Below are 22,644 nucleotides of genomic sequence, written 5' to 3' on the forward strand. Positions count from 1 at the left end.
GGATCAGGACTGGTTGCCCTGGGTGCCCTTGTTGTCCTCGTCGACGATCTCGGCGTCCACGACGTCGGCGTCGTCGGCGGAGCCCTGGGCGCCCTGGGCCGCGTCGCCCTCGGCGCCCTGCTGGCCCTGGCTGTAGATGGCGGAGCCGATCTTCTGGCTGGCCAGCGCGACCTTCTCGCTCGCGGTGCGGATGGCCTCCACGTCGGAGCCCTCCAGAGCGGTCTTCAGCTCGGCGACGGCCGCCTCGGTCTCGGAGCGCACGTCCGCCGGGACCTTGTCCTCGTTGTCCTTGATGACCTTCTCGGTCTGGTAGACGAGGGACTCGGCGTTGTTGCGGACCTCGGCCTCCTCGCGGCGCTTGCGGTCCTCCTCCGCGTACTGCTCGGCCTCGCGGACCATCTTGTCGATGTCGTCCTTGGACATCGCGGAGCCGCCGGAGATGGTGACGGACTGCTCCTTGCCGGTGCCCAGGTCCTTCGCGGTGACGCTGACGATGCCGTTGGCGTCGATGTCGAAGGCGACCTCGATCTGCGGGACGCCGCGCGGCGCCGGGGGCAGGCCGGTCAGGTCGAAGACGCCCAGCTTCTTGTTGTACTGGGCGATGTCGCGCTCACCCTGGTACACCTGGATCTGCACGGACGGCTGGTTGTCGTCGGCCGTCGTGAAGATCTCCGAGCGCTTGGTCGGGATGGTCGTGTTGCGCTCGATGAGCTTGGTGAACACGCCGCCCTTGGTCTCGATGCCCAGCGACAGCGGGGTGACGTCCAGCAGCAGGACGTCCTTGACCTCGCCCTTGAGCACACCGGCCTGGAGCGAGGCGCCGATGGCCACGACCTCGTCGGGGTTGACGCCCTTGTTGGGGTCCTTGCCGGTCATCTCCTTGACCAGCTCCACGATGGCGGGCATACGGGTGGAGCCACCGACCATGACCACGTGGTGGATCTGGTCCAGGCTGATCCCGGCGTCCTTGAGGACCTGCTGGAACGGGGTCTTGGTCCGCTCGACCAGGTCGGCGGTCAGACGCTGGAACTCGGCGCGGGAGAGCTTCTCGTCCAGGTGCAGCGGGCCCTCGGCCGAGGCCGTGATGTAGGGCAGGTTGATCGCCGACTCGCTGGAGCTGGAGAGCTCGATCTTGGTCTTCTCCGCGGCCTCGCGCAGGCGCTGGAGGGCCATCTTGTCCTTGGACAGGTCCACGCCGTTGGAGTTCTTGAACTTCTCCACCAGCCAGTCGACGATGGCCTGGTCCCAGTCGTCGCCGCCCAGGTGGTTGTCGCCGTTGGTCGCCTTGACCTCCACGACGCCGTCGCCGACCTCCAGGAGGGAGACGTCGAAGGTGCCGCCACCGAGGTCGTAGACCAGGATGGTGGCCTCGTCCTCCTTCTCCAGGTGGTAGGCCAGCGCGGCCGAGGTCGGCTCGTTGATGATGCGCAGGACGTTGAGGCCCGCGATGGTGCCGGCCTCCTTGGTGGCCTGGCGCTGGGAGTCGCTGAAGTAGGCCGGGACGGTGATGACCGCGTCGGTCACGTCCTCGCCCAGGTAGGCCTCGGCGTCGCGCTTGAGCTTCTGGAGCACGAAGGCGCTGATCTGCTGGGGGTTGAAGGTCTTGTCGTCGATCTTCACCGTCCAGTCGGTGCCGATGTGGCGCTTGACCGAGCGGATGGTGCGGTCGACGTTGGTGACCGCCTGGCGCTTGGCGACCTCGCCGACGAGCACCTCACCGTTCTTGGCGAAGGCGACGACGGACGGGGTGGTACGGGCGCCCTCGGCGTTGGCGATGACCGTGGGCTCGCCGCCCTCCAGGACCGCGACACACGAGTTCGTCGTACCGAGGTCGATTCCGACCGCACGTGCCATGGTTGCTTCCTCCGTCAAAGTTGAGTCGTTCAGACGTAATTTTGCTTCGTCGGGTGAGGGCTGTCAAGTCAGTTGAGTTGACCCGACTCAAGTTGCTTACTACGCCCTGACAACGGTCGGCCGGACCGGGATGTTCCCGACCTGGGCACTCTGATCGGGGATATGGGCGAACCCCGGGACAAGTCGGGGAGAACCTTGACCCGCAAGATCAGGGGGGCTCGGGGTTCCCCTGGGGTGACTCCGGGGTGCGGGGCGCAGGGCCGTGGTACCCCGTCCCGGGCGGGGCCGGAGGCGTGCCCGGCCCGGGGATCGAGGAGCACCGCGTGCGGCGGCTCGGGGGCCCGGGGGAGTACCGCGGGGGTCGGCGCGTGGGCGGTCACCGGAGGGGCGCCTTCCGGTCAAGCGGAGGGAAACGCCCGTGTCGCAGCACCGGACGCCCGTGGTCGGCGGCCGACGATGGCCCTGCCGCTGACGCGCTGGTACCGCAGGGCGGCGACCGGCGCTGCGGTTCCCCGCCGCGTCCGCTGAAGCCCTGAAACGGAGACGCCCGTGACGCCCAAGGCCCTGCTCGCCTCCGCACTCGCCGCCGCGGTGCTGCTGCCCGCGCTGGGCGCCGCCCCCGCGTCCGCCGAGGACGTCCCCCGGCCGGTCGGGGACACCACCGCATCCGTCGGTGGGGCGCCACCGCCCGACGGGGACGTCGCGGTGCCGATGGGGGAGACCGCCGGGGAGGTCGCCGAACCCGCGGGGGGCGCTGCCGCGCCCGCCGGTGACGATCCGGCGTCCGCCGAGGACGCTGAGGACGCTGATGACGCCTTCTCGCCCACGTACCGGCACAACACCTTCGAGCGCCCGGCCGCGGGCAGCGCCTACACCCTCGCGGAATGGGAGAAGGACGGCTGGTACGCCCCCAGCGCCAGGGGCCTGGAGGAGCGCGCCGTCATCGACGACTCGGTGCCCGCGCACGGGGGCGGTCAGTCGCTGCGCGTGCTCTACCCCGCGGGGAAGATCGGCCCGCGGGACTCCGGCGGGCTGGCACCGTTCCGGATCACCCCGGCGCGTGAGTACTACCTGTCCTTCTGGGCACGCCTGGGTGAGGACTTCAGCTGGGGGACCGCCTCGTTCGGCGGAAAGCTGGGGTTCGGGCTGGCCGGGGGCGCGGGGTGCTCGGGCGGGGACGTCTGCACCGGTGAGAACGGCTACAGCTCGCGCGTGGTCTGGCGCCGCGACGGCAAGGCGGAGCTGTACTACTACCACATGGACAAGAAGGGCGAGTTCGGCGACTCCGAGCCCCTGGTCGCCGACGGGGCCGCCGTCCACCTCCCCCGGGGCGAGTGGGTGCACATCGCCCAGCGGGTCCGCGTCAACACGGTCACCGACGGACAGGCCAACCCCGACGGGGAGATCGAGGTCTTCTACAACGGCGAGCCCGCCGCACTGGTCACCGGCCTGCGCCTGGTGACCGACGAGGACCTGGTGGACAAGGCCTACCTCTGGACCTTCTTCGGCGGCTCCACCGAGGGCTTCGCCCCGGCCCACGACAGCTACGTCTGGTACGACGACCTGAAGGTGTCCACCTCGCGCGCCGACATCTGCGAGCTCGGCGGCTGCGCCTGACCCCTGCCCGGCCTCAGCCGGCCCCCTCCGGCTGGCTCCGGCCCCGGCGGTCCCGTGCGTCGCGCCGTCCGAGGTCCCGGCCCCGGGGGTTGTCCACAGGGAGAGGACAGGCGTTGCCGGAGGTCGGGCGCCTCCGGGAGAGTGGAAGACGGGGGGTCCCACGGGGTCCCGCGCTTCGCCGTGCCCGGGCGCTGCACCGCCTGCGTGGACGGTCCCCGGGGGCGGTTCCCGGGGACGGCCTCCGTGGAGGGTTCCCGCGGACGGCCCGGGCAGTTGTCCACAGCCGCTGATCCGTGGTTGTTCCACTCCCGGCCATGCCGCAACCTGGTAATAGGGGAGAGACGGTGAAGTCACCGATACCCCCGTCGAACCGTCCCGCGACCGCCGTCCGCTACATATAGGACGTGCGGTGCGTCCGAGTCCTGCTCGGGCACACCCGCGCGGTCCTGTCGCACCGGCACCAGCGCCGGACGGCACCGACGCACGCGCGCCGACCGGGTTCCGCGACCCGGTGGCCTGCGGCGACGGCCACGGGGTTCCGTCTCCGCCAGTGGTCGGGCATCCGGTGGCGACCGCGGCATTACTCGCTAGTAACATATAGTTCGACCCCCGGTGTGTGGCGCACCGGACGACGAAGCAGGATGGGAGGCCACGGACGATGCTGTACCTGACACTGGGCATCATCACCTCGGTCTTCGCCGTGGTCGCGTTCACCATGTTCGCTCTGGGTATCCGCCAGATCGTGCGAACCGTGGGTGTGGGCCGCTCGGTGGAGCCGGAGCGCAAGGGGCCGTTCGGACAGCGGCTCACCATGGCGCTCATCGAGATCCTCGGGCACGGGCGGATGCTCAAGCGGCCGTGGATCGGCGTCGCCCACTGGTTCGTCATGGTCTCGTTCCCGTTGCTGGTCTTCACCGTGGTGGAGGCCCAGGGCGAGGTCTTCGACCCGCACTTCAAGCTGCCGATCATCCACGACTGGGCCCTCTACGGCCTGGCCATCGAGTTCATCGCCGCGGCCAGCCTCGTCGGCATCGTCGGCCTGACCGTCTACCGCATGCTCAACGGCCCCAGACGCCTCGGCCGCCAGTCCCGGTTCACCAACTCCCGGCACTGGACCGCGTACTACGTCGAGGCCTACCTGTGGGGCCTGCTGATCTCGATCTTCGTGATCCGCGGCCTCAAGTCGGCCATGGGCGACTTCCCGTTCCCGGCCTGGGCGACGCCGATCTCCACCGGCCTCGGCGCGATCCTGCCCGGCGACCCCGCGGTCGCCGAGCCCGCCATCGCCCTGGTCGCCGCGTTCAAGCTGATCATCAGCTACCTGTTCTTCGTGGTCATCGCCCGCGTGCTCACCATGGGCATCGGCTGGCACCGCTTCCTCGCGCCGGTCAACATCTACTTCAAGCGCAACGCCGACGGGTCCCCGTCCCTGGGCGCGGCCAAGCAGATGATGGACAAGTCCGGCACCAAGCCCCTCGACTTCGAGGAGGCCGACCCCGACGAGGACCCGTTCGGCGCGGGCAAGCTGGAGGACTTCACCTGGAAGGGCCTCCTGGACTTCACCACCTGCACCGAGTGCGGGCGCTGCCAGTCCCAGTGCCCGGCCTGGAACACCGGCAAGCCGCTCTCGCCCAAGAAGGTCATCCTCGACCTCCAGAAGCACACCTACGAGAAGGCCCCGTACCTGCTCCAGGGCATCACCGAGGAGACCCTCGCCGAGAAGCCCGACGAGAGCCACGCGGGTGTGGACGTCCTCGCCCTCCTCAACCGGCCGCTGGTCGGCACCGAGGAGGAGAACGGCGTCATCCATCCCGACGAGCTGTGGGCCTGCACCAACTGCGGCGCCTGCGTCGAGCAGTGCCCGGTCGACATCGAGCACATCGACCACATCCTCGACATGCGCCGCTACCAGGTGATGGTCGAGTCCAACTTCCCGTCCGAGGCCAACACGCTCCTCAAGAACCTGGAGAACAAGGCCAACCCGTGGGGCATGGCCGAGGACCGGCGCATGGACTGGATCGAGGAGCTGGCCTCCCGGGCGGAGAACCCGGTCGAGGTCCAGGTCGTCGACGACAAGCTTCCCGAGGACACCGAGTACCTGTTCTGGGTCGGCTGCGCCGGCGCCCTGGAGGACCGCGCCAAGAAGACCACCAAGGCCATCGCCGAGCTGCTCGACATGGCGGGCGTGAAGTTCGCCGTCCTGGGCGGCATGGAGGCCTGCACGGGTGACCCCGCGCGCCGCCTGGGCATGGAGTACGTCTTCCAGATGCTCGCCCAGCAGAACGTGGAGACGCTGAACGAGGCCGGTGTCACCAAGATCGTGGCCAGCTGCCCGCACTGCTTCAACACCCTCGCCAACGAGTACCCGCAGCTCGGCGGCACCTACGAGGTCGTGCACCACAGCCAGCTGCTGGCCAAGCTCGTGGAGGAGGGCAGGCTCACGCCGGTCAACTCCGTGGAGGAGAACATCACCTACCACGACCCCTGCTTCCTGGGCCGCCACAACAAGGTGTACACGCCGCCGCGCGACATCATGGCGCAGGTGCCGGGCGTCAAGACGCAGGAGATGCACCGCCACAAGGAGCGGGGCTTCTGCTGCGGCGCCGGTGGCGCCCGCATGTGGATGGAGGAGCGGATCGGCAAGCGCATCAACACCGAACGGGTGGACGAGGCGCTGACCACCAACCCCGACACCGTCTCCACCGCGTGCCCGTTCTGCCAGGTCATGCTCGGCGACGCGATCAACGAGAAGAAGTCGCAGGGCGAGGCGAAGGAGACGCTGGAGGTCGTGGACGTCTCCCAGCTGCTGCTGCGCTCGGTCCGGGGTGAGGCCCCCCAGGAGGAGGCCGAGACCGCCGACGCCCAGAGCTGACGCGAGGGCCCCTACGAGGGCACCGGGCCCGTGGAGGGGCCGGGACGCCGACCACACGGTCGGTGCCCCGGCCCCTCCGCCGTCCACCGGCTGTCCGGCGCGCACCCGCCCAGCCGTCTCCGCGCCCCGGACCGCGACCGCTCACGGCGGGAGAAGGGGCCCGCTCACAGGGAGGGACGCGGAGCCGCTCACGCTGAGGGGGCGAGGTGTTCGTCGAGGAACCCGGCCAGGCCGTGCCGGGCGAGCTGGCTGGCGAACCCTCCCCAGTTGAGGTCGAACATGTGCTCCGCCCACGGAATCTCCAGGAGCCGGTGCGGCACCCCGGCCGCGTCGAGCCGGGCGGCCAGGCGGCGGTTGTCCTCCGGGCCCAGGAACAGGTCGTGGCCGGGCATGACCAGCAGGGTGGGCGGAACCTCCGGCGAGACGTACGTGATGGGCGAACTCATCGCGTACTCCTCGGGCAGCTCCTCCAGGGAGCCGCCCATCATGCGCTCGCTCTCCTCCAGGAGATCCTCGCCCATCGGGGAGTTCCGCTGCCGCCAGGGCACCTCGGGCGCCCCTGCGGTCCCGTCCGCCACCGAGTACCAGGCCACGACCGCGTCCACGCCGGTGTCGGACACGTCGCAGCTCGGGGGGATCTCCTCGTCCGAGCTGTACCCGGCCAGGAGGGCGAGCAGGCCGCCCGCCGACTGACCGGTGACGGCGACCCGGTCGGGGTCGGCCCCGTACTCCGCGGCGTGCTCGCGGGCCCAGCCGATCGCGCACTTGACGTCGGAGACCGGTACCGACCAGTCGCCGTCGGGGAAGTAGCGGTAGTCGACGTCGAACACCACGTGCCCGCTGTCGGCCAGCCACGCGTCCCAGCGGGGGAGGAGGCTCTGCGGCAGGTCCTCCGCGCCTCCGTGGACGTTCACCACGATCGGCAGCGGGGCCTCCCCCTCCCGTTCCTCGGGTTCCCACACGTCCAGCTCCAGGTCCTGCGGGTCGGAGGCGTCCCCGACCGCTGACTCGCCGGTGCGCAGGTAGACGCGGGTCTCGGGTGCGCGGTCGGCGCTGGTGGCGAGTCCGGCGGCGTACTCGCCGAGGTCGAGCCGGGCGCCCTCCGCGCGGGCGGCGGACCAGACCGACGCGGGCGGGACGAGCGCGGCGACCAGCACCGCGCCGTTGGCCGCGGCGGCCGCCGCGGCGAGGCGCCGACGCCACACCGTTCCCGTGCTCCTCGCGCCCGCGCTCCGCCCGGTGCCCTCCCGGGTGCGTGGCTGGGGCCTCCCCGCCGCGACCAGGGCCAGGACCAGGCCGAGGACGGCCAGGGCGGCGAACACCAGGCTGAACTCCAGTACCAGCAGTCCGTACTGCCACGCGTTCCAGGAGGTCGGCGGCAGCAGGACGAGCGCGGCCGCACCCGCGCCGAGAAGCGCGGTCGTACCCGCGAGGACGGTCGCCAGCCAGCGGGCGGCCGCGGCGGCGCGGTTCCGTCGGTTCATGGTCTCCCCTTCGAGAACGTTGTCGATGCGCTTGTATCGATACGAACGTATCAGAATGGGGAGTGTGTCAGAATGTGGCCGTGCCCAGGTACGTGGACAAGGACGGACGCCGCCGACAGGTGGCCGCCGCCCTGCACCGGATCGCCGCCCGCGAGGGCCTGGAGGGCGTCAGCATCCGCACCGTGGCGTCCGAGGCCGGGCTCTCCGCCGGAGCCGTCCAACGCGACTTCGGGACCAAGGAGGCGCTTCTCCTCTTCGCCATGCACGAGGTCGTCGAGGCGGTCTCCGCGCGGCTGGACCGGGTGCGGATCGGTCCGGGGCGGCTGTCCTTCGCCGAGGGGCTTCGGCGGGTGCTCACCGAACTGCTGCCGACCGACGACGACCGCCTCGCCGAGGCCCGCGTCTGGTCGGCGTTCTACGCCCGCGCGGCCGTGGACGCCGATTTCGCGGAGGTCCTCGCCGGATTCGACGTCCGGGCCCGCGCCGCTCTGCGCGCCGCCGTCGGCTGGGCGGGCGAACAGGGGGAACTGGCCTCCGGGCAGGACCCGGACGCCCTGGTGGAACTCCTGCTGGTCCTGGTGGACGGGATCTGGCTCAGTGCCGTCCGCCAGCCCCCGGGCGCCCCGATGGACGCCCAGCGCGCGGCGGTGGAGGCGGCGGTCGCGGCGGTCACGCGCGGATAGGCGCCCCTCTCCGGGATCGTCCGCTCCGTCGGCGCGGTCCGGCCGACAGCTCCACCGCTATGACCTCGTGGTCGCCCATGGCCGTTCCTCGCTCCTCCTTCCGCGCGTCCGTACCGCCTCCGCGGACGCTGTGCGGGGGAGGGACTTCCGGAGAAGGGTTGATTAGGTTAGCCTTACCTGACTGTCTTCTATCTGAGGTGGTCGCCCGTGAACGCCCCCGTTCCCCCTCCCGCCGATCGCGCCCGTTCCACCCTGGCCCGCTGCGGCCCGGTGACCGTGGCGGCGGCCTCGGACCGGTTCGGCGAGACGGGGGTCGTGCGCATGGAGGACGTCCCCTGCCACGTGCACACCGACGGCGCCGTGAGCTTCCTGCTGCCCGATGGCCATCCGCTCACGTCCCCCCGGTCCGAGAGCCCCGTGGTGATGGCGGAGTTCACCGACCTGTCGCCCGTGCTGATGCACGACAGGGTGCGGGCGGTGCTGTGGGTGAGCGGCTCCGTGGAGGTGCTGGAGCACGCCGCCGCCCGCGCACGCGCGGCCCGGCTGCCCGAAGCCGCCACCGACGACCGGCTGCTGGAGATCGGCCACGGCCTGACGATGGCGGTCCTGCGCACCGCCCTGGTGGTCCACTCCGACCACGACGGGGCCCACGTGCTCGGACCGGCCGAACTGGCCGCCGCACGCCCCGACCCGTTCTGCCTCTGGGAGGCGCCCTGGCTGCGCCACCTCGACCAGGACCACCCCGACCTGGTGGGTGACCTGCTGGCCGCCGCTCCCGGCGCTCCGCGCGGCGGTCGGCCCCGCCCCCTGGGCGTGGACCGCCTCGGGCTGCGGCTGCGAGTGGAGACCGCGCGGGGGTACCACGACGTGCACCTGCCCTTCACCCGCCCGGCGCGCACCCCCGACGACGTCGCCGTCCAGGTGCACCGGCTGGCCGGGCACCCCGTCCCCCAGGGCTACGACCACGGGTGAGCCGCCGTCGGGCCGCGCGGATGACATTTGTCAGTGCGCGCGTCGGTACGTTCCCCAGTGCGGCCGGTGACAAAGGTGTCTGTTCCCCGTGGACCGTTTCGCGGGAACCTGGGGACATGACGACGACAGCGAGCACCGCAGCGACCGGCTCCGGCCGGCAGGACGCCACCGGCCCGGCGGTGGTCGTCCGCGACCTGCACCAGCACTACGGCGACTTCGAGGCGGTCAAGGGGGTCTCCTTCGAGATCCGCCCCGGCGAGCTCTTCGCCCTCCTCGGGACCAACGGCGCGGGCAAGACCACCACCATCGAGACGATGGAGGGCTTCCGCCGCCCCAGTTCCGGCAGCGTCCGGGTCTTCGGTCTCGACCCCTACGGCCAGCCCGCCGGAGTCCGGGAGCGCACCAACGCCGTCCTCCAGGGCAGCGGCCTGCTGGAGGACCTGAGCGTCGCCGAGACCGTGCACCTGGCCCGCGACCTCGCCGCCACGCCCCGGGACACCGACGAGACGCTGGAACTGGTCGGCCTCGCCGACAAGCGCGGGGTCGCGGTCCGCCAGCTGTCCGGAGGGCAGAAGCGCCGCCTGGACCTGGCGCTGGCACTGCTGACCAGGCCCGAGGTCCTGTACCTGGACGAGCCCACCACCGGCATGGACGCCGAGGGACGCATCGAGACCTGGCGCATCGTCAACGACCTCAAGCGGGAGGGCGTGGCGGTCCTCCTCACCACGCACTACCTGGAGGAGGCCGAGCGGCTCGCCGACCGGCTGGCGATCATGCACCGCGGCGAGGTCCGCGTGGAGGGGACGGTCCAGGACGTCCTCGCGGGCTGGGGCGACCGGGTGAGCTTCGTGCTGCCCCCGAACGTGCGTACCGCCGACCTGCCCGGTGTCGAGGGCGCGGAGGTCTCCGTGGAGACGCGCGGCCAGGCGCTGTGGGCCACCTACACGGTCAAGCGGGGGGACGTCGAGGAGCGGGCGCACCACGCGGTGGCCGCGCTCGTGTCCTGGGCCGTGGAGAACGGCACGGTCCTGCGCAGCCTCCAGGTGCGCAGCGCCTCCCTGGAGGACGTGTTCCTCCGGGTCGCCGACGGCGCCGCCGACCTGGTCTGACGCGCGCCGCCGCGCTTCGCGTCTTCCCCGTCCCGCAGAGCCCTTCGAGGAGACATCCCCATGACCGCGAACACCGCCGCCCCCGCCGCCGATCCCGCTGGTGGCACCACCGGTGCCCGTCCCCGGCCCACCGTCAGCTGGGCCAGGCAGACCATCCGCCTGACCCGGAGCGAGTTCACCCTGTTCGTGCGGTACAAGACCGCCTGGATGTTCCTGGGACTGCCGCTCTTCCTGGCCTTCGTGACCCTCCAGCTTCCCAACCACGAGGTCATCCCCGGCTTCGGGAACGCTGAGCTGGCCATGATCGCCTCCATCGGCACCATCAGCCTCATCCTGGGAATCGGCCACCCCTCCAACGTGTTCACCGCCAGGCGGGAGTCGCTGGTCCTCAAGCGGTTTCGGGTGAGCGGAGTCCCGCAGACGGCGATCTTCGGCGCGGTCATCGGGATCGTCGTCCTCTTCTCCCTGCTCATCGCCGCCCTGGTGGTGGGGATGGTCTTCGCCGCCCCCGCCCGGGTGCTGCCGAGGGACCCGCTCATGCTGGTCTTGGCCGTGGTCCTGAGCGGTGTCATGTACTCCCTGATGGGATTGCTCGTCACCCCGCTGGTGCGCAACGCTGAGTCGGCCCAGATGGCGGCGATGGTGCCGATGATGGTCCTGCTCTTCACCTCCGGCGGGGTCATCCCGCTGGAGGTCCTGCCGGAGACCGCCCGCCAGGTCATGAGCTTCGTTCCGTCCGTCCCCGCCTCCGAGATGGCGCAGGCCGCCTACACGGGCTACGACGCCTTCGGCGGATTCGCCGATGCCGAGGAGCGGAGCTACCTGGGGCTGTGGACGGCGGCCCTGCCCTCCATCGGGGTCATGCTCGCCTGGATCGGGGTGCTGGCGCTGCTGGTGCGCCGCTACTTCAGGTGGGACCCCCGCCAGCCGTAGGGCGCGGCGGACCGGAGGACGGTACGGCCTCGGCCAGCGGTCGGGCCGGGCTCTCCCAACGCCTCTCACGCGAAGGTGGCACACTGTCGGCGACCCGTACCGGCGACGGCGGTTTCCTGCTCGGAGCCGTCCTCCCGCTGTCCGACGGGGCCCACCACACCGAGGAGTCACGTTGAGCGACAACGGCGCGTCGCCCTCCGAGTACACCGCCTCCGACCGGGACGGCGACCGCAGGGTCCGCTTCGCCCGGCGCATCGTCATCGTCTCGGTGGGCTTCACCTCGCTGCTCGTCGTGGGGATGCCCCTGCTCGACGTCATCACGGCCGCTGCTTCGGACTGGCCTCTGTGGCGCTCCCTGGTCGGGGTGGCCGTCTCCGTTCCGATCGCCGTGCTGCTGATCGTGATGCTCCGGGCCAGGATGGACGGCAGGCGGAAACCGGACCCACGCGCCTACTGGACCTCGCTCGGCCTGCTCGCCGTGGCCACCCTGTGCATCCAGGAGCCGATCAACACCGTGTTCTTCCTGGCCGCGTGGTGGGGGACCGGGGTCTTCCTCGCCCCGCGCAGGCGCAGCGCCTACGTCACCGCCGCCCTGTTGGTCCTGCCCTGGCTCGTGATCCCCTTCTACGGGTTCGAGACGCAGTTCCAACCGCTCCTCTACCTGCTGGTGTGGCTGGCGATGGTCTTCTGCGGACTGATGTTCGCCGCGGGCTCGCTCTCCATGATGTGGCTGTGGGACATCAGCCGCGAGGCCGTCGCCGGACAGCGGGCCCGTGCCCAGCTCGCGGTGAGCGAGGAGCGGCTCCGCTTCGCCCGCGACATGCACGACCTGCTCGGACACAGCCTCTCCGCGCTCGCGGTCAAGGCCCAGCTGGCCGAACGGCTCGTGGAGCGGGCACCCGACCGGGCGGGCGCGGAGATGGCGGAGGTGCAGGTACTCGCCAGACAGGCGCTCCAGCAGGTGAGGTCGGCGATCAGCGGCTACCGGGAGGTCGACCTGGTGGGGGAGACGGAGGCCGTCCGCGCGGTGCTCGACGCGGGGGGAACAAAGACGGTCACCACCGGGCTGGAGGGGTTGGTCCTGCCGCCGCGGACAGCGGCGCTCGCCGCCTGGGTGGTGCGCGAGGGCGGCACGAACGTCCTGCGGCACAGTGACGCCCACGAGTGCCAGATCGGCTTCACCCTCACCCGCGACAGCACCGTGGGCCCCCGGACGCTCGTGGTGGAGGTGTTCAACGACCGGGCCCGGGGCGGCGGCCAGGACGGGAGGGAGTCGGGCAACGGGCTCGCCGGTCTGTCCGAGCGGGTCGCCATGGGCGGCGGCACCCTCTCCGCGGCCCACACCCCGGAGGGGGGCTTCCTGCTCCGCGCGGTCCTGCCGCTCTGACGCCCCGGTTCAGCGCGTACCCACCGAGGCGAAGGCCGCGTCGATGTCCTCGGTGGCGCCGTCCCCGCCCGCGGTGTTGACCCCGAGCATGAACGCGCCCCGACCGTCGTCCAGCTCCACGATCACGAAGCGGCCGTAGGTGTCCCCCGAGTCGCTGCCCATGGTCGCCCCGAAGGCGGGCAGCCCGTCCACGTCGGTCTCGCCGGAGGGCTCGGCCCACACGCCGCCCTCGGCGGCCAGGTCGGCAGCCATGTCCACGGCCAGGCGTACTCCCGCCACCGCGATCGGCTCCACCGAACCGAGTTCCTCGGTGCCGGTGACGATGACCGCGTCCGGGTCCTCGGCCGGACCGAGGACCGCGTAGGAGGAGTACTCGGAGGGGACCTCCTCGTCGCCGAGCCTGTGCCATTCCTCACCGGGCAGCTCGTAGGCCAACCCGGCCGGAGGGTCCGCGCCGGTGTCCGCGCCGCTGTCCGTCAGGCCCTCCGTCTCCCCCGCGCCGTCTTCACCACCGTCGCTCCCACCGCTGTCGCTCTCCTCCGCGCCACCGCCGTCGGCCGCGTCGCCGCGCTCCTCGGCGGACTCCGAACCGGACAGCGGTCCGCCGTCGGAGAGGAACCAGCCGAGTCCGGCCGCGGTGGCCAGAAGGAAGACGAAGGTCACGACGAGGGCGATGGTGAGGGTGACCCGACGGGCGCTGTCGGGCTCGCGGCCGTCGGTGCGGGGGCGGGGGCCGATACCGCGTCGGTGGTCGCGGTCCGGCGTGTCCGGTCCTGGTGACATCAGGGGCTCCTGTGTGCTGCTGGGGGTTCCCGGGGGCCGGGGTCCACAGAAGCACTACCCAGACCGGAGGGTACGGAGTCGGGCGGCCGTGGCCGGATCGGGCCGCTTCCGGGTGGCGCGGCCGGACAGCACCGCCGCGCGGTGCGGCAGGACTCCGCCCTCCCCGGCGTTCCGGAGGGGTCTCCTGCCCGTGGACCGGGAGGGGCGGACGGCCTCAGACGTGCCAGGGGGCGAGGGGCAGCGGGGACCACAGGAGGTGGGGCTCGGGCACGTCGCGGGGCGCGGGCAGCACCGCGGGCGGCAGCCGGTACTCGGCCGGAAGCGGATCGGTGGACCACGCGCGCCGCGTCCCTGGGGGCCCGTCCCGCGGTTCGGGGGGACCGGGCACGGGCCCCGCCGCGCGGGGAGGCCGCTCGGGGGCGGGGTCGGGGACGTGTGGCGTCCCGGCGGGGGGACCGGGACCCTCGCCGGGGAGGGGGCGCGCGGAGCGGACCGGCCCGGCGGGGGCCGCGGGCGCCTCGGACAGCCCGAGCACCCGGTCGATCTCCGCGGGGCTGAGCGGGCGGTCGGCGTCGGCCACCGCGATGAGCACCTCGGCGTACAGTTCGATCTCGTCCAGCGCGACGTGGTCGTGGAGGTGGTCGTGCAGGTCGAGGCTGTCGTTCACGTGAGCTCACCCCCTGGGACAACGGTGTCGCGACAGGACGGAGCACCCCGCACCGGAGTGCCGTGGGTACGGGTGCGACGGGTCCGTGCCCACGCGGGCGTGAGTAGTAACCAGGCTACGCGCAGGGAGACCGGAGCGCATGACCCGTGAGGACCAGGCGGCGGAGTCACCCGGGTTAGCCAGGAGGGCGGCCCCGCCCGGACGGGCGCGGTGCTTTCGGACCACCGCGCCGACGCCCCGGGTACGACTTTCGTCCCCACCCGGCGTGATCTTGTACTTGTAGCGAGGCTCGGCCGCCGACATCGGCTACAAGTACGAGATCATCGCTGGTCAGGGCCCCAAGCATCACACTGGCAACATCTCCGGTCGGACCCGGGCCGGGTGGTGTCTGGCGCTGGAGGTCGAGTCCCCGCGGTGCGAGCCGTTCCCTAGGCCCAGGTGACGTCCTGGTGCTGGGCGGCGAGCGCCGCGTAGTGGGCCGGGGTGTGCTGGAGCACCAGCCGGTCGTTGTCGTTGAGCTCCCGCACCACCTTGCCGGGCACGCCCGCCCACAGCGTGTCCGGTGGAACGGTCTTGCCCGGCGGTACGAGGGAGCCCGCCGCGACCAGGGCGCCCCGGCCGACGCGGGCGCCGCCCAGGACGATGGCGCCGATGCCGATGAGCGCGCCCTCCTCCACGACCGCGCCGTGCACCATCGCCTTGTGACCCAGACTCACGTCGTCGTGCAGGAGCACGGGCTCCCCGGGGTCGGAGTGCAGGCCGCACTGGTCCTGGATGTTGACCCTGTCACCGACGACGACGTCCTCGGTGTCGGCGCGCAGCACCGACCCGTACCAGACGCTGCTCTGGGCGCCCAGGCGCACGCGGCCGACCACCACCGCGCCTGGCGCGATCCACGCGCTCGGGTGGACCTCCGGTCGCCCGAAGTCCGCCCCGCCCACGCGGGGCCCCGCGGGCCCGCCTTCCGTGCGGCCGTTGTCCATCTCGTGGCCCTCCCTGCGTCTCGTACCACTGTGTCCCATCTCCCCGTGAGGGGGCGGATCAGCGGGAAGTTGACCGCTCTGCCCCCGTACGGGGATGATCGCGCATACCTTAGTAAGAACGTGACCGGGGTCCGCACGGCGATGTGCCGGTCGGGGATCTTGACGCGGCCGCGCCGCGCGTGTCTACCTTGGTCGCCTGGACGGTGTCCACGGCGTTACGCTCCGCTCCCGACCGGTACCCCCAAGCGGCCGGGCCGGTATGCAGAAAAGGGCACTATCGGGCGTATGTCGCTAACGAGGCCCGACGGGTGTCGTAGTGACAATGGGTACGGGTCAACTCGCACCTTCTGCGTCGTACAGTCACAACGGTGTAAGGACATGAAGGGCACATGAGCGATATGTTGCCGGGCGGCGGACTCCAGCAGGACAGGTTTCCGACGGTGCGCAAGGGCGGCTACGACAAGGCGCACGTCGACGACTACTTCGTGCGGACGGACAACCAGTTCAAGAGCCAGCGCGAGCGTCTCCAGCGGCTGGACGACGAGCTGGAGCAGTACAAGCGCGACCTCGCCATAGCCCGTGAGAAGGCACAGGTCAAGCCGGAGCACGAGCAGATCAGCGAGCGCATGGCCGAGATCCTGCGCATCGCCGAGGAGGAGGCCCAGGAGCGCCGCTCCAGGGTCGAGTCCGAGGTGAAGGAGGCCGAGAAGAAGGCCCAGGAGGAGATCGCCAAGTACCGCAGGGACGCCGAGGAGCACGCCGAGCGGATCCTGTCCTCCGCGCGCTCGGAGGCCCACTCGATGGTCGACAGTGCCAAGAAGGAGGCCGACCAGCTCCGGGAGCAGGCCAAGCAGGAGGGCGAGCGCCGTCTGGGCGAGGCCGAGGCGCGGGCGAAGAAGATCCACGACACCGCGGACCGCAGGCTCGCCACGCTCACCGCCACGCACGCCGAGGCGCTGCGCCGCCTCAAGGACATGCACTCGACCCTGGCCGACCTGGTCGCGGCCGAGGACAAGGCGGGCGCGCTGGAGAGCGGGCTGTCCCGCGAAGAGGTGGTCTCCGCCCCCTCCCCGGCCAAGCCGGTCCCGGCCAAGCCCGCCGCGGCCAAGCCCGCTGCGGCGGCCAAGGCCCCCGAGCGCGCCCCGGAGCCCTCCCGGCCGCAGCCCCGTCCCGAGGCGGCCGCGCCCGCCCCGGCCAAGCCGGCCCCGGCCGAGGACAAGGACGAGGACAAGGACGAGGCCACCACCAAGCTGCCTCCCCTCCAGCAGCAGCCGGACGAGGCGACCGTGCGCATCAGGCCGGTGGCCAAGCCGGAGCAGACCGGCCAGGACCCGGCGGGAGACTCCTCCCCGAAGGACCAGGCCCAGTCCGCTCCCCGTCCTCCGCAGGGCGCCCGCTTCACCGGTCCCGCCCCCGAGGGCGACCAGACGCCGCAGTCCGGCCCGCAGCAGAGCCACGCGGGTCCGCAGCAGCCGCAGTCCGGCCCCCAGCAGGGCCAGAAGGGCCAGGAGCAGGGCGGCGACCCGGGCATCACCGGTGTCTACCGCCACCCGGAGTCCGGCCACAACCAGCCGCCCAAGGGCGACGACGGCGTCCGGGTCATCCGCAAGCCCTGAGCCCGCGGGCTCCACACGGACGGGAACCGCCGGGAGTCCTCCCGGGCCAGCCCTCTCCGGACCCGCGGCGCTCCCCGGGAGGCGTGCCGCCCCGGAACGCGATCCGGGGGTGGGGACCATGTCCCCGCCCCCGGCGTTTTGTGGCCGCATGTAGGGTGACGTCCGCCTTGTCGCAGGCTGTCGGCTACGATGCCGACAGCCATGATTATCCGCGCGGCCATCCGGTCGGACCTCGGTGCGATTCTGCGTCTTCTCAGGGAACTCGGCGACACCACCCACGCGCAGAGCGCGCACGTTCGCATGTCCTCCGCCGCCGTGCGCGCCTGGACGCGGATGGAGAACGACCCCGACCGCACGATCCTCGTCGCCGAGCAGCGCGGCCAGATCATCGGCACCCTGGACCTGCTGGTCGTGGCCAACCTGACCCACGACGCCCAGCCCTGGGCCGTGGTGGACAACCTCGTGGTCGACCCCCTGACCCGGGGCCGCGGCATCGGCCGGGCGCTCATGGAGGACGCGCTCGACCGCGCCACGCGGGCCGGGTGCTACAAGGTGGAACTGCTGTCGCACGAGAACGGGCAGGACGTCCACCGGTTCCACACGGCGCTGGGCTTCGACAGCTCCGCCGAGGGCTTCCGCCGCTACCTGTGACCCGCGGGCGTCAGCGCTTGGCGGCCGGGCCCCCGCTCAGCGGCACGCCCCGCATGAACGCCACGGTGACCAGCCCGATCACGGCGATCGGGATCCCGGCCAGGAACACGCCCTGCATGGCGTGGTCGAAGGCGCCCACGATCACCTCGCGGACCGGCTCCGGCAGTGAGTGCACCAGTTCGGGGGAGCCCTGCGCGGCCTCGGCGGCCTCCGACAGCCCGACCGACAGCTCCTGCGCGCCCGAGTCGGTCCCGGCGGCGGCGTCCGCCGCGACCCGCGCCCGCGCGTCGGCCGAGGCCTGGGCCAGTTCGGTGTTCAGCCGCCCCACCATCACCGCGCCGAACGCGGCCACGCCGGTGGCGCCGCCCAGGTTGCGGAAGAACACGACGGAGGCCGTGCCCGTGGCCATGTCCGTCACGGGCAGGGCGCTCTGCGTCGCCAGCAGCAGGATCTGCATGCACAGGCCCAGCCCCAGGCCGACCATCGCCTGGCCCGCGACCACCGTGGTCAGCCCGGCGTCCAGGTGGGCCAGGCTGAGGGCGGTGAACCCGACCAGGCACAGGGCCATGCCCGTGACCGGGTAGGCCTTCCAGCGGCCGCTGCCGCCCACCGCGTAGCCGGAGCCGATCGAGGTGACCAGGAACGACGCCACCAGCGGCAGCGTCATCAGGCCCGACACGGTCGGCGTCATGCCGTGCACCATCTGGAGGTACTGCGGCATGTAGATGATCAGGCCGAACATCATCATCCCGACGCAGGCCGACCCGAGCGAGGACAGCACGAAGGTCCGGTCGCCGAAGAGGCGTGCCGGGATGATCGGCTCCCGCGCCCGCCGCTCGACCACCACGGCCGCGGCGGTGAGCAGGACGGCCGCCGCGCCCAGGGCGTAGGACAGCGGCGAGTTCCACGGGAACTGGGTGCCGCCCAGGCTCAGCAGCACGATCAGGGTGCTCGCGGAGCTGAAGATCAGCCCGGCGCCCAGCCAGTCCACGGGTGCGTTCCGGCGGGGGACGAAGGGCATGGTGAACATGAACTGGATGACGACGAAGGCGAACAGGGCCAGCGGCACGGTGATGAGGAAGCACCACCGCCAGCCGAGCGGGCTGTCCACCAGGAACCCGCCCACCAGCGGTCCCAGTACGGTGGACACCCCGAACACCATGCCGATGAGGCCGCTGTAGCGGCCGCGCTCGCGGGGCGGGACCACGTCTCCCAGGATGATGTTGGGCAGCGTGGCCAGCCCGCCGACGCCCAGCCCCTGGAGGGCGCGGGCCGCGATCAGCCAGTTGATGTCCTGCGCCAGGCCCGCGGCGACCGAGGCCACGATGAAGATGCCCAGGGCCAGCTGGAAGAGGAGCTTGCGGCCCCAGAGGTCGGAGAGCTTGCCCCACACGGGGGTGGAGGCGGTCATCGTGAGCAGGGCCGCCGTGGCGACCCAGGCCAGGCGGTCCTGGCCGCCCAGTTCGCCCATGATCGTCGGCAGGGCGGTGCCCACGATGGAGTTGGTGAGCATCGAGGTGAGCATGGCCAGGACCAGGCCGACCATGATGCGGCGCACCACGCGGCGCGAGGGCAGTTCGGGGCCCTCGTCGACGGGGGAGGCGGCCGGGGCGTCCGCGGCGGAGGCGTCCGCGGGGACGTCCTCGGGCGGTGTGTTCGTCAGAGGGGTTCCGGTGGGGGGATCATCGCAGGTCCGCGCTCCCGCGACCGCCTGGGGTTCGACGTCCGGGGGAGTGTCCCCGGCCCCGGTTCCTCCACGCAACGACTGTCCCACGCAAGCCCCCCGATCGCGGACGCACAAAAGGCCCCGCGGCGTGCTGCCGGGGGCGTCGTCCTGTCCCCAGGTATATGTAAACACTGTTGACCTGTCAAATCGATATCTCTCCGCACGTTTCGGTATGCGTCGGTTCTCCGGAGGTGTCAACCTGGAGTACTGACCGCCAGATCGCAGCCGCCAAGGGGTACGCAGATGGACCGTCCGGACGAAACCGGAGGCGGCCCCGGGCCGACACGGGGACGGGAGGCCACCAGGGCCCGCATCCTCGCCAGCGCCAAGGAACTGTTCACCAACGAGGGCTACGGCTCGGTGTCGTCGAGGATGATCGCCGCGCACGCGGGGGTCAACGTCGCGCTCATCAACCGCTACTTCGGTGCCAAGAGCGGGCTGCTGGCCGAGCTCCTGCGCGAGGACGGCGTCTTCCCGGGGCTGATCGAGGGCGAACCCGCCGCCCTCACGCAGCGGCTGGCCGAGCACGCGGTGAGCCGCCTGCACGGTGAGGCCACCGCGCTCCAGCGCGCCCTGGACGACTCCGCGGGCGACCCCGACCTCCAGGCGGTCTACCAGGGGCGGATCACCAGCGCGATGATCGACCCGCTGACGGTCTACCTCGACGGCGACGACGCCCGGGCGCACGCCTCCCTGCTCTCGGCCGTGATGCTGGGGCTGACCCGGGTGCGCGTGGTCGAGGGGGCCACGGCGCTGCGCGCGCTCGACCGTGAACGGCTCACGGAGCGGATCCAGGCGCTGCTGGACCTGTGCCTGGACGACTTCGCCGAGGAGGAGGGGGACGCGCCGGGGAGCCGGTGACCCCGGGCGGTCCCTCCGGTCGGGCCCTTCCGCCTCCTCCCCGCGCTCCCGCCCCGTGCCTGCTCCCCGCGTCTCCTCCCCGCGCCTCCTTCACCCAGGCGGGCGACACGTTTGCCAGGACGGCAAAGAACGTCGCGTCCGGCGGGCCGCGCGTGGAGAGTGGGGCGCGGAGGTGGTCGACATGACCGGTGAACACACGGCGGACTCCCCGCCCGAGGAGATGGGCGAGGACTTCTGGAACGAGCGCTACCGCTCCCAGGAGAAGGTCTGGAGCGGCAGGCCCAACCGCCACCTGGTGGCCGAGGCGGCCGACCTCGGGCCCGGACGGGCGCTGGACGTGGGCAGCGGCGAGGGCGCCGACGCGATCTGGCTGGCCGAACGCGGCTGGCGGGTGACCGCGCTCGACATCTCGACCGTGGCGCTGGACAAGGGCGCCGCCCACGCCCGCGAGCGGGGCGGGGACGTGCCCGGCCGCATCACCTGGAAGCGGGCGGACGTGACCCGATGGTCCCCGGACGAGGACGCGTTCGACCTGGTGACCTCGCAGTTCATGCACCTGCGCAAGCACTGGCGCGCGCGGTTCTTCGCCGCGCTGGCCTCGGCGGTCGCGCCCGGGGGCGAGCTCCTGGTCGTCGCGCACCACCCCCGCGACCTGGAGGAGGGCGTGCCGCGCCCGCCGGACCCGGACCTGTTCCACACGGGCGACGAGGTGGTGGCGGCCCTGCCCCGGGGGGAGTGGACCGTGCTGGCCGACGAGGCCCGCGCCGGGACGGTGGTCATGGGCGAGGAGACCTACACCGTGCACGACCTGGTGGTCCGCGCCCGCCGCGAGACCTGACCGGTCGGGACTCAGTCCCGGAGCTTGGCCACCACGTCGATCTCCACGAGGACGTTCGCCAGGTCCGAACCCACGGTGGTGCGCACGGCCGCGCGGTCCCCAGGGCGTGGGCGGCGCAGTGCCCTCCGGGGCTGTCCGCGGGCCCGGCTACAGTGCCGGGATGCCTCCCCCACACCCGGTACGGCGAGCCCCGCCCGCCTCCGTCATCGTCCTGGTCCTCGGTCTCGCGTTGGTCGCGGGGTCCACGCTCCTGCTCCTGCTGTCCGGTCAGACCGACATGCGCTACAGCGCCGACCACGGCGACACCGTGCCCATGTGGACACGCTGGGTCCCCGCCCTCGCCGGGATCGCGCTCGTGTGGCTGCTGCCCCGGCCTCCGGAAACCGGGGGAGCGCCCGCAGGGCGGCCGCCCCTGGCCGAGGCGCTGGTCCTCACCGGCCTGGCCCTGCTCTTCGCGGTGGCGCTGTACGCGCTGGACGGGGGAGAACCGGCGCACACCCTGCTCAAACTGACGCTTCTCCTGGCCGCGCCCCTGTTGCTCCTCCAGTGGCTGCGGCGCTCGGGAGGAGCCTGGCGGGAGGCGGTCCGCCCCGGGCCGGTCCGGCACGGCTGGGCCCCGGCGGTCCCGGTCCTGGGGTGGGCGGCGCTCACCTACGCCGGGCCGTTCGCCATGCCGCCCAGTGACTACGGCCGCACGGTGGACGCCCTGACCCTGGCCGTCACCATCGTCGTGGTGTTCCTGGTCAACGCGCTGCTGGAGGAGGTCTTCTACCGGCGCTGGCTCCAGACCAGGTGGGAGGCGGTCCTCGGCGCGTGGCCCGCCATCGTGCTGTCCTCGCTGCTGTGGGCGTGCTGGCACGTCGCCATCCAAGGGCGGGGCGACCTCCCGCTGGACCTGGCCACGGCCTTCGTCAACCAGGGGGTCATGGGGCTCTTCCTCGGTTACCTGTGGAGCTGGTGCCGCCTGATGTGGCCGCTCCTGGTCGTGCACGGCCTCGCCAACTCGGGAAGCATCCTGCTCGGCCTCCTGTGAGGGCCGTTCGCCGCCGCGAGGGAGGGCGGGGCGGGGGCCGGCCGGAGCCCGTGTGGGCTCCGGCCGACCGGTCGGGACTCAGTCCCGGAGCTTGGCCACCACGTCGATCTCCACGAGGATGTTCGCCAGGTCCGAACCCACGGTGGTGCGCACGGGGTAGGGGGCGCTGAAGTGCTCCTCGTACACGGCGTTGAACTCCGGGAAGTCCGCCTTGAGGTTCTCCAGGTGGACGGTCGCCTTCACGACGTCGTCCAGCGTCAGGCCGTGCTCGGCCAGCACGGCGGAGATGTTGGCCAGCACCTGGGCGGTCTGCTCGCCCACGGTCGGGGCCACGCGGCCGGTCTCGGGCTCCTGCGGGCCGAAGCCCGCGGTGTACAGGAACCCGCCCGCGACCACTCCCTGGCTGTACGCCCCCGCCGGAGCGGGGGCGTTGTCGGTGCGGACCGCCTTCTTGGACATCCGTGGACTCCTTCGCTGGTCTGCGCCGGCGGCGCGTGCGCGCGCCGGTGCCCGTGCCGTTTCACGGGCGCTTTACTGGCAACAAAGTTACCAATTTTCTTCCGGGCAGCGTATCT

19 protein-coding genes and 1 pseudogene are annotated in these 22,644 nt (G+C 72.0%); 12 read left to right on the forward strand and 8 right to left on the reverse strand.

Annotation, left to right across the window (positions count from 1 at the left end):
• Nucleotides 1–3: 3 nt before the first annotated feature.
• Nucleotides 4–1,854, reverse strand: a complete 1,851-nt coding sequence (gene dnaK / locus FYW99_RS00720) for a molecular chaperone DnaK (RefSeq protein WP_150248785.1) — start codon at nucleotides 1,852–1,854, stop codon at nucleotides 4–6.
• A gap of 549 nt (nucleotides 1,855–2,403) precedes the next feature.
• Between dnaK and FYW99_RS00725 the strand changes: the two genes are divergently transcribed.
• Together FYW99_RS00725 and FYW99_RS00730 are read left to right on the forward strand one after the other, a co-directional pair.
• The gene (locus FYW99_RS00725) at nucleotides 2,404–3,471 is read left to right on the forward strand and encodes a polysaccharide lyase (protein WP_150248788.1); all 1,068 of its coding nucleotides are present in this window, start codon (nucleotides 2,404–2,406) and stop codon (nucleotides 3,469–3,471) included.
• Nucleotides 3,472–4,129: 658 nt separating this feature from the next.
• Nucleotides 4,130–6,343: a (Fe-S)-binding protein gene (locus FYW99_RS00730; RefSeq protein WP_150248791.1), complete on the forward strand. Its 2,214-nt coding sequence runs from the start codon at nucleotides 4,130–4,132 to the stop codon at nucleotides 6,341–6,343.
• A 188-nt stretch (nucleotides 6,344–6,531) separates the two neighbouring features.
• On the opposite strand, the gene FYW99_RS00735 is transcribed toward FYW99_RS00730, so the two are convergent.
• Nucleotides 6,532–7,827 carry an alpha/beta hydrolase gene (locus tag FYW99_RS00735; RefSeq protein WP_150248793.1) on the reverse strand — a complete coding sequence of 432 codons (1,296 nt, stop codon included), beginning with the start codon at nucleotides 7,825–7,827 and terminating at the stop codon, nucleotides 6,532–6,534.
• A gap of 74 nt (nucleotides 7,828–7,901) precedes the next feature.
• Between FYW99_RS00735 and FYW99_RS00740 the strand changes: the two genes are divergently transcribed.
• The 5 genes from FYW99_RS00740 to FYW99_RS00760 all read left to right on the forward strand — a co-directional run bounded on the left by FYW99_RS00740 (nucleotide 7,902) and on the right by FYW99_RS00760 (nucleotide 12,911).
• The gene (locus tag FYW99_RS00740; protein ID WP_150248796.1) at nucleotides 7,902–8,510 is read left to right on the forward strand and encodes a TetR/AcrR family transcriptional regulator; all 609 of its coding nucleotides are present in this window, start codon (nucleotides 7,902–7,904) and stop codon (nucleotides 8,508–8,510) included.
• Nucleotides 8,511–8,717: 207 nt separating this feature from the next.
• Nucleotides 8,718–9,482, forward strand: a complete 765-nt coding sequence (locus FYW99_RS00745) for a DUF2470 domain-containing protein (protein WP_150248799.1) — start codon at nucleotides 8,718–8,720, stop codon at nucleotides 9,480–9,482.
• A gap of 116 nt (nucleotides 9,483–9,598) precedes the next feature.
• Nucleotides 9,599–10,591: an ABC transporter ATP-binding protein gene (locus FYW99_RS00750; RefSeq protein WP_150248802.1), complete on the forward strand. Its 993-nt coding sequence runs from the start codon at nucleotides 9,599–9,601 to the stop codon at nucleotides 10,589–10,591.
• 60 nt (nucleotides 10,592–10,651) lie between these two features.
• On the forward strand, nucleotides 10,652–11,524 hold the full coding sequence (locus FYW99_RS00755) for an ABC transporter permease (RefSeq protein ID WP_150248805.1): 873 nt from the start codon (nucleotides 10,652–10,654) through the stop codon (nucleotides 11,522–11,524).
• A gap of 172 nt (nucleotides 11,525–11,696) precedes the next feature.
• Nucleotides 11,697–12,911 (forward strand): sensor histidine kinase, encoded by a 1,215-nt coding sequence (locus FYW99_RS00760; protein WP_150248809.1) that lies wholly within the window; start codon nucleotides 11,697–11,699, stop codon nucleotides 12,909–12,911.
• Nucleotides 12,912–12,920: 9 nt separating this feature from the next.
• Here the strand turns inward: FYW99_RS00760 and FYW99_RS00765 are convergent, their stop codons facing one another.
• The 3 genes from FYW99_RS00765 to FYW99_RS00775 form a co-directional block, all read right to left on the reverse strand.
• Nucleotides 12,921–13,694 (reverse strand): hypothetical protein, encoded by a 774-nt coding sequence (locus FYW99_RS00765; RefSeq protein ID WP_150248813.1) that lies wholly within the window; start codon nucleotides 13,692–13,694, stop codon nucleotides 12,921–12,923.
• Nucleotides 13,695–13,908: 214 nt separating this feature from the next.
• Complete coding sequence (locus FYW99_RS00770) at nucleotides 13,909–14,361, reverse strand: hypothetical protein (RefSeq protein WP_150248815.1); 453 nt, start codon at nucleotides 14,359–14,361, stop codon at nucleotides 13,909–13,911.
• Nucleotides 14,362–14,789: 428 nt separating this feature from the next.
• Nucleotides 14,790–15,344: a gamma carbonic anhydrase family protein gene (locus tag FYW99_RS00775; RefSeq protein WP_150248818.1), complete on the reverse strand. Its 555-nt coding sequence runs from the start codon at nucleotides 15,342–15,344 to the stop codon at nucleotides 14,790–14,792.
• A 398-nt stretch (nucleotides 15,345–15,742) separates the two neighbouring features.
• On the opposite strand from FYW99_RS00775, the gene FYW99_RS00780 reads away from it, so the two are divergent.
• Nucleotides 15,743–16,960 carry an ATP synthase F0 subunit B gene (locus FYW99_RS00780; protein WP_150249806.1) on the forward strand — a complete coding sequence of 406 codons (1,218 nt, stop codon included), beginning with the start codon at nucleotides 15,743–15,745 and terminating at the stop codon, nucleotides 16,958–16,960.
• 201 nt (nucleotides 16,961–17,161) lie between these two features.
• Nucleotides 17,162–17,611, forward strand: coding sequence for a GNAT family N-acetyltransferase (locus tag FYW99_RS00785; RefSeq protein ID WP_150248821.1), 450 nt, complete (start codon nucleotides 17,162–17,164; stop codon nucleotides 17,609–17,611).
• Nucleotides 17,612–17,621: 10 nt separating this feature from the next.
• On the opposite strand, the gene FYW99_RS00790 is transcribed toward FYW99_RS00785, so the two are convergent.
• Complete coding sequence (locus FYW99_RS00790) at nucleotides 17,622–19,373, reverse strand: MDR family MFS transporter (protein ID WP_150248824.1); 1,752 nt, start codon at nucleotides 19,371–19,373, stop codon at nucleotides 17,622–17,624.
• Nucleotides 19,374–19,580: 207 nt separating this feature from the next.
• On the opposite strand from FYW99_RS00790, the gene FYW99_RS00795 reads away from it, so the two are divergent.
• Both FYW99_RS00795 and FYW99_RS00800 read left to right on the forward strand, forming a co-directional pair.
• Entirely contained in the window at nucleotides 19,581–20,198 is a 618-nt protein-coding gene (locus FYW99_RS00795) for a TetR/AcrR family transcriptional regulator (RefSeq protein WP_150248828.1), read from the forward strand.
• Between the two features lie 181 nt (nucleotides 20,199–20,379).
• On the forward strand, nucleotides 20,380–21,036 hold the full coding sequence (locus FYW99_RS00800) for an SAM-dependent methyltransferase (RefSeq protein WP_190394502.1): 657 nt from the start codon (nucleotides 20,380–20,382) through the stop codon (nucleotides 21,034–21,036).
• A gap of 11 nt (nucleotides 21,037–21,047) precedes the next feature.
• On the opposite strand, the pseudogene FYW99_RS32920 reads toward FYW99_RS00800, so the two are convergent.
• A pseudogene (locus FYW99_RS32920) lies at nucleotides 21,048–21,122 on the reverse strand (RidA family protein); the annotation flags it as partial.
• Nucleotides 21,123–21,196: 74 nt separating this feature from the next.
• Between FYW99_RS32920 and FYW99_RS00810 the strand changes: the two are divergent.
• Nucleotides 21,197–22,069, forward strand: a complete 873-nt coding sequence (locus FYW99_RS00810) for a CPBP family intramembrane glutamic endopeptidase (protein ID WP_190394503.1) — start codon at nucleotides 21,197–21,199, stop codon at nucleotides 22,067–22,069.
• A 78-nt stretch (nucleotides 22,070–22,147) separates the two neighbouring features.
• Here the strand turns inward: FYW99_RS00810 and FYW99_RS00815 are convergent, their stop codons facing one another.
• The gene (locus FYW99_RS00815; RefSeq protein WP_013156475.1) at nucleotides 22,148–22,528 is read right to left on the reverse strand and encodes a RidA family protein; all 381 of its coding nucleotides are present in this window, start codon (nucleotides 22,526–22,528) and stop codon (nucleotides 22,148–22,150) included.
• Nucleotides 22,529–22,644 lie beyond the last annotated feature (116 nt).

Source organism: Nocardiopsis deserti (genome assembly GCF_008638355.1).
In the GTDB taxonomy this organism is placed as follows: domain Bacteria; phylum Actinomycetota; class Actinomycetes; order Streptosporangiales; family Streptosporangiaceae; genus Nocardiopsis; species Nocardiopsis alborubida.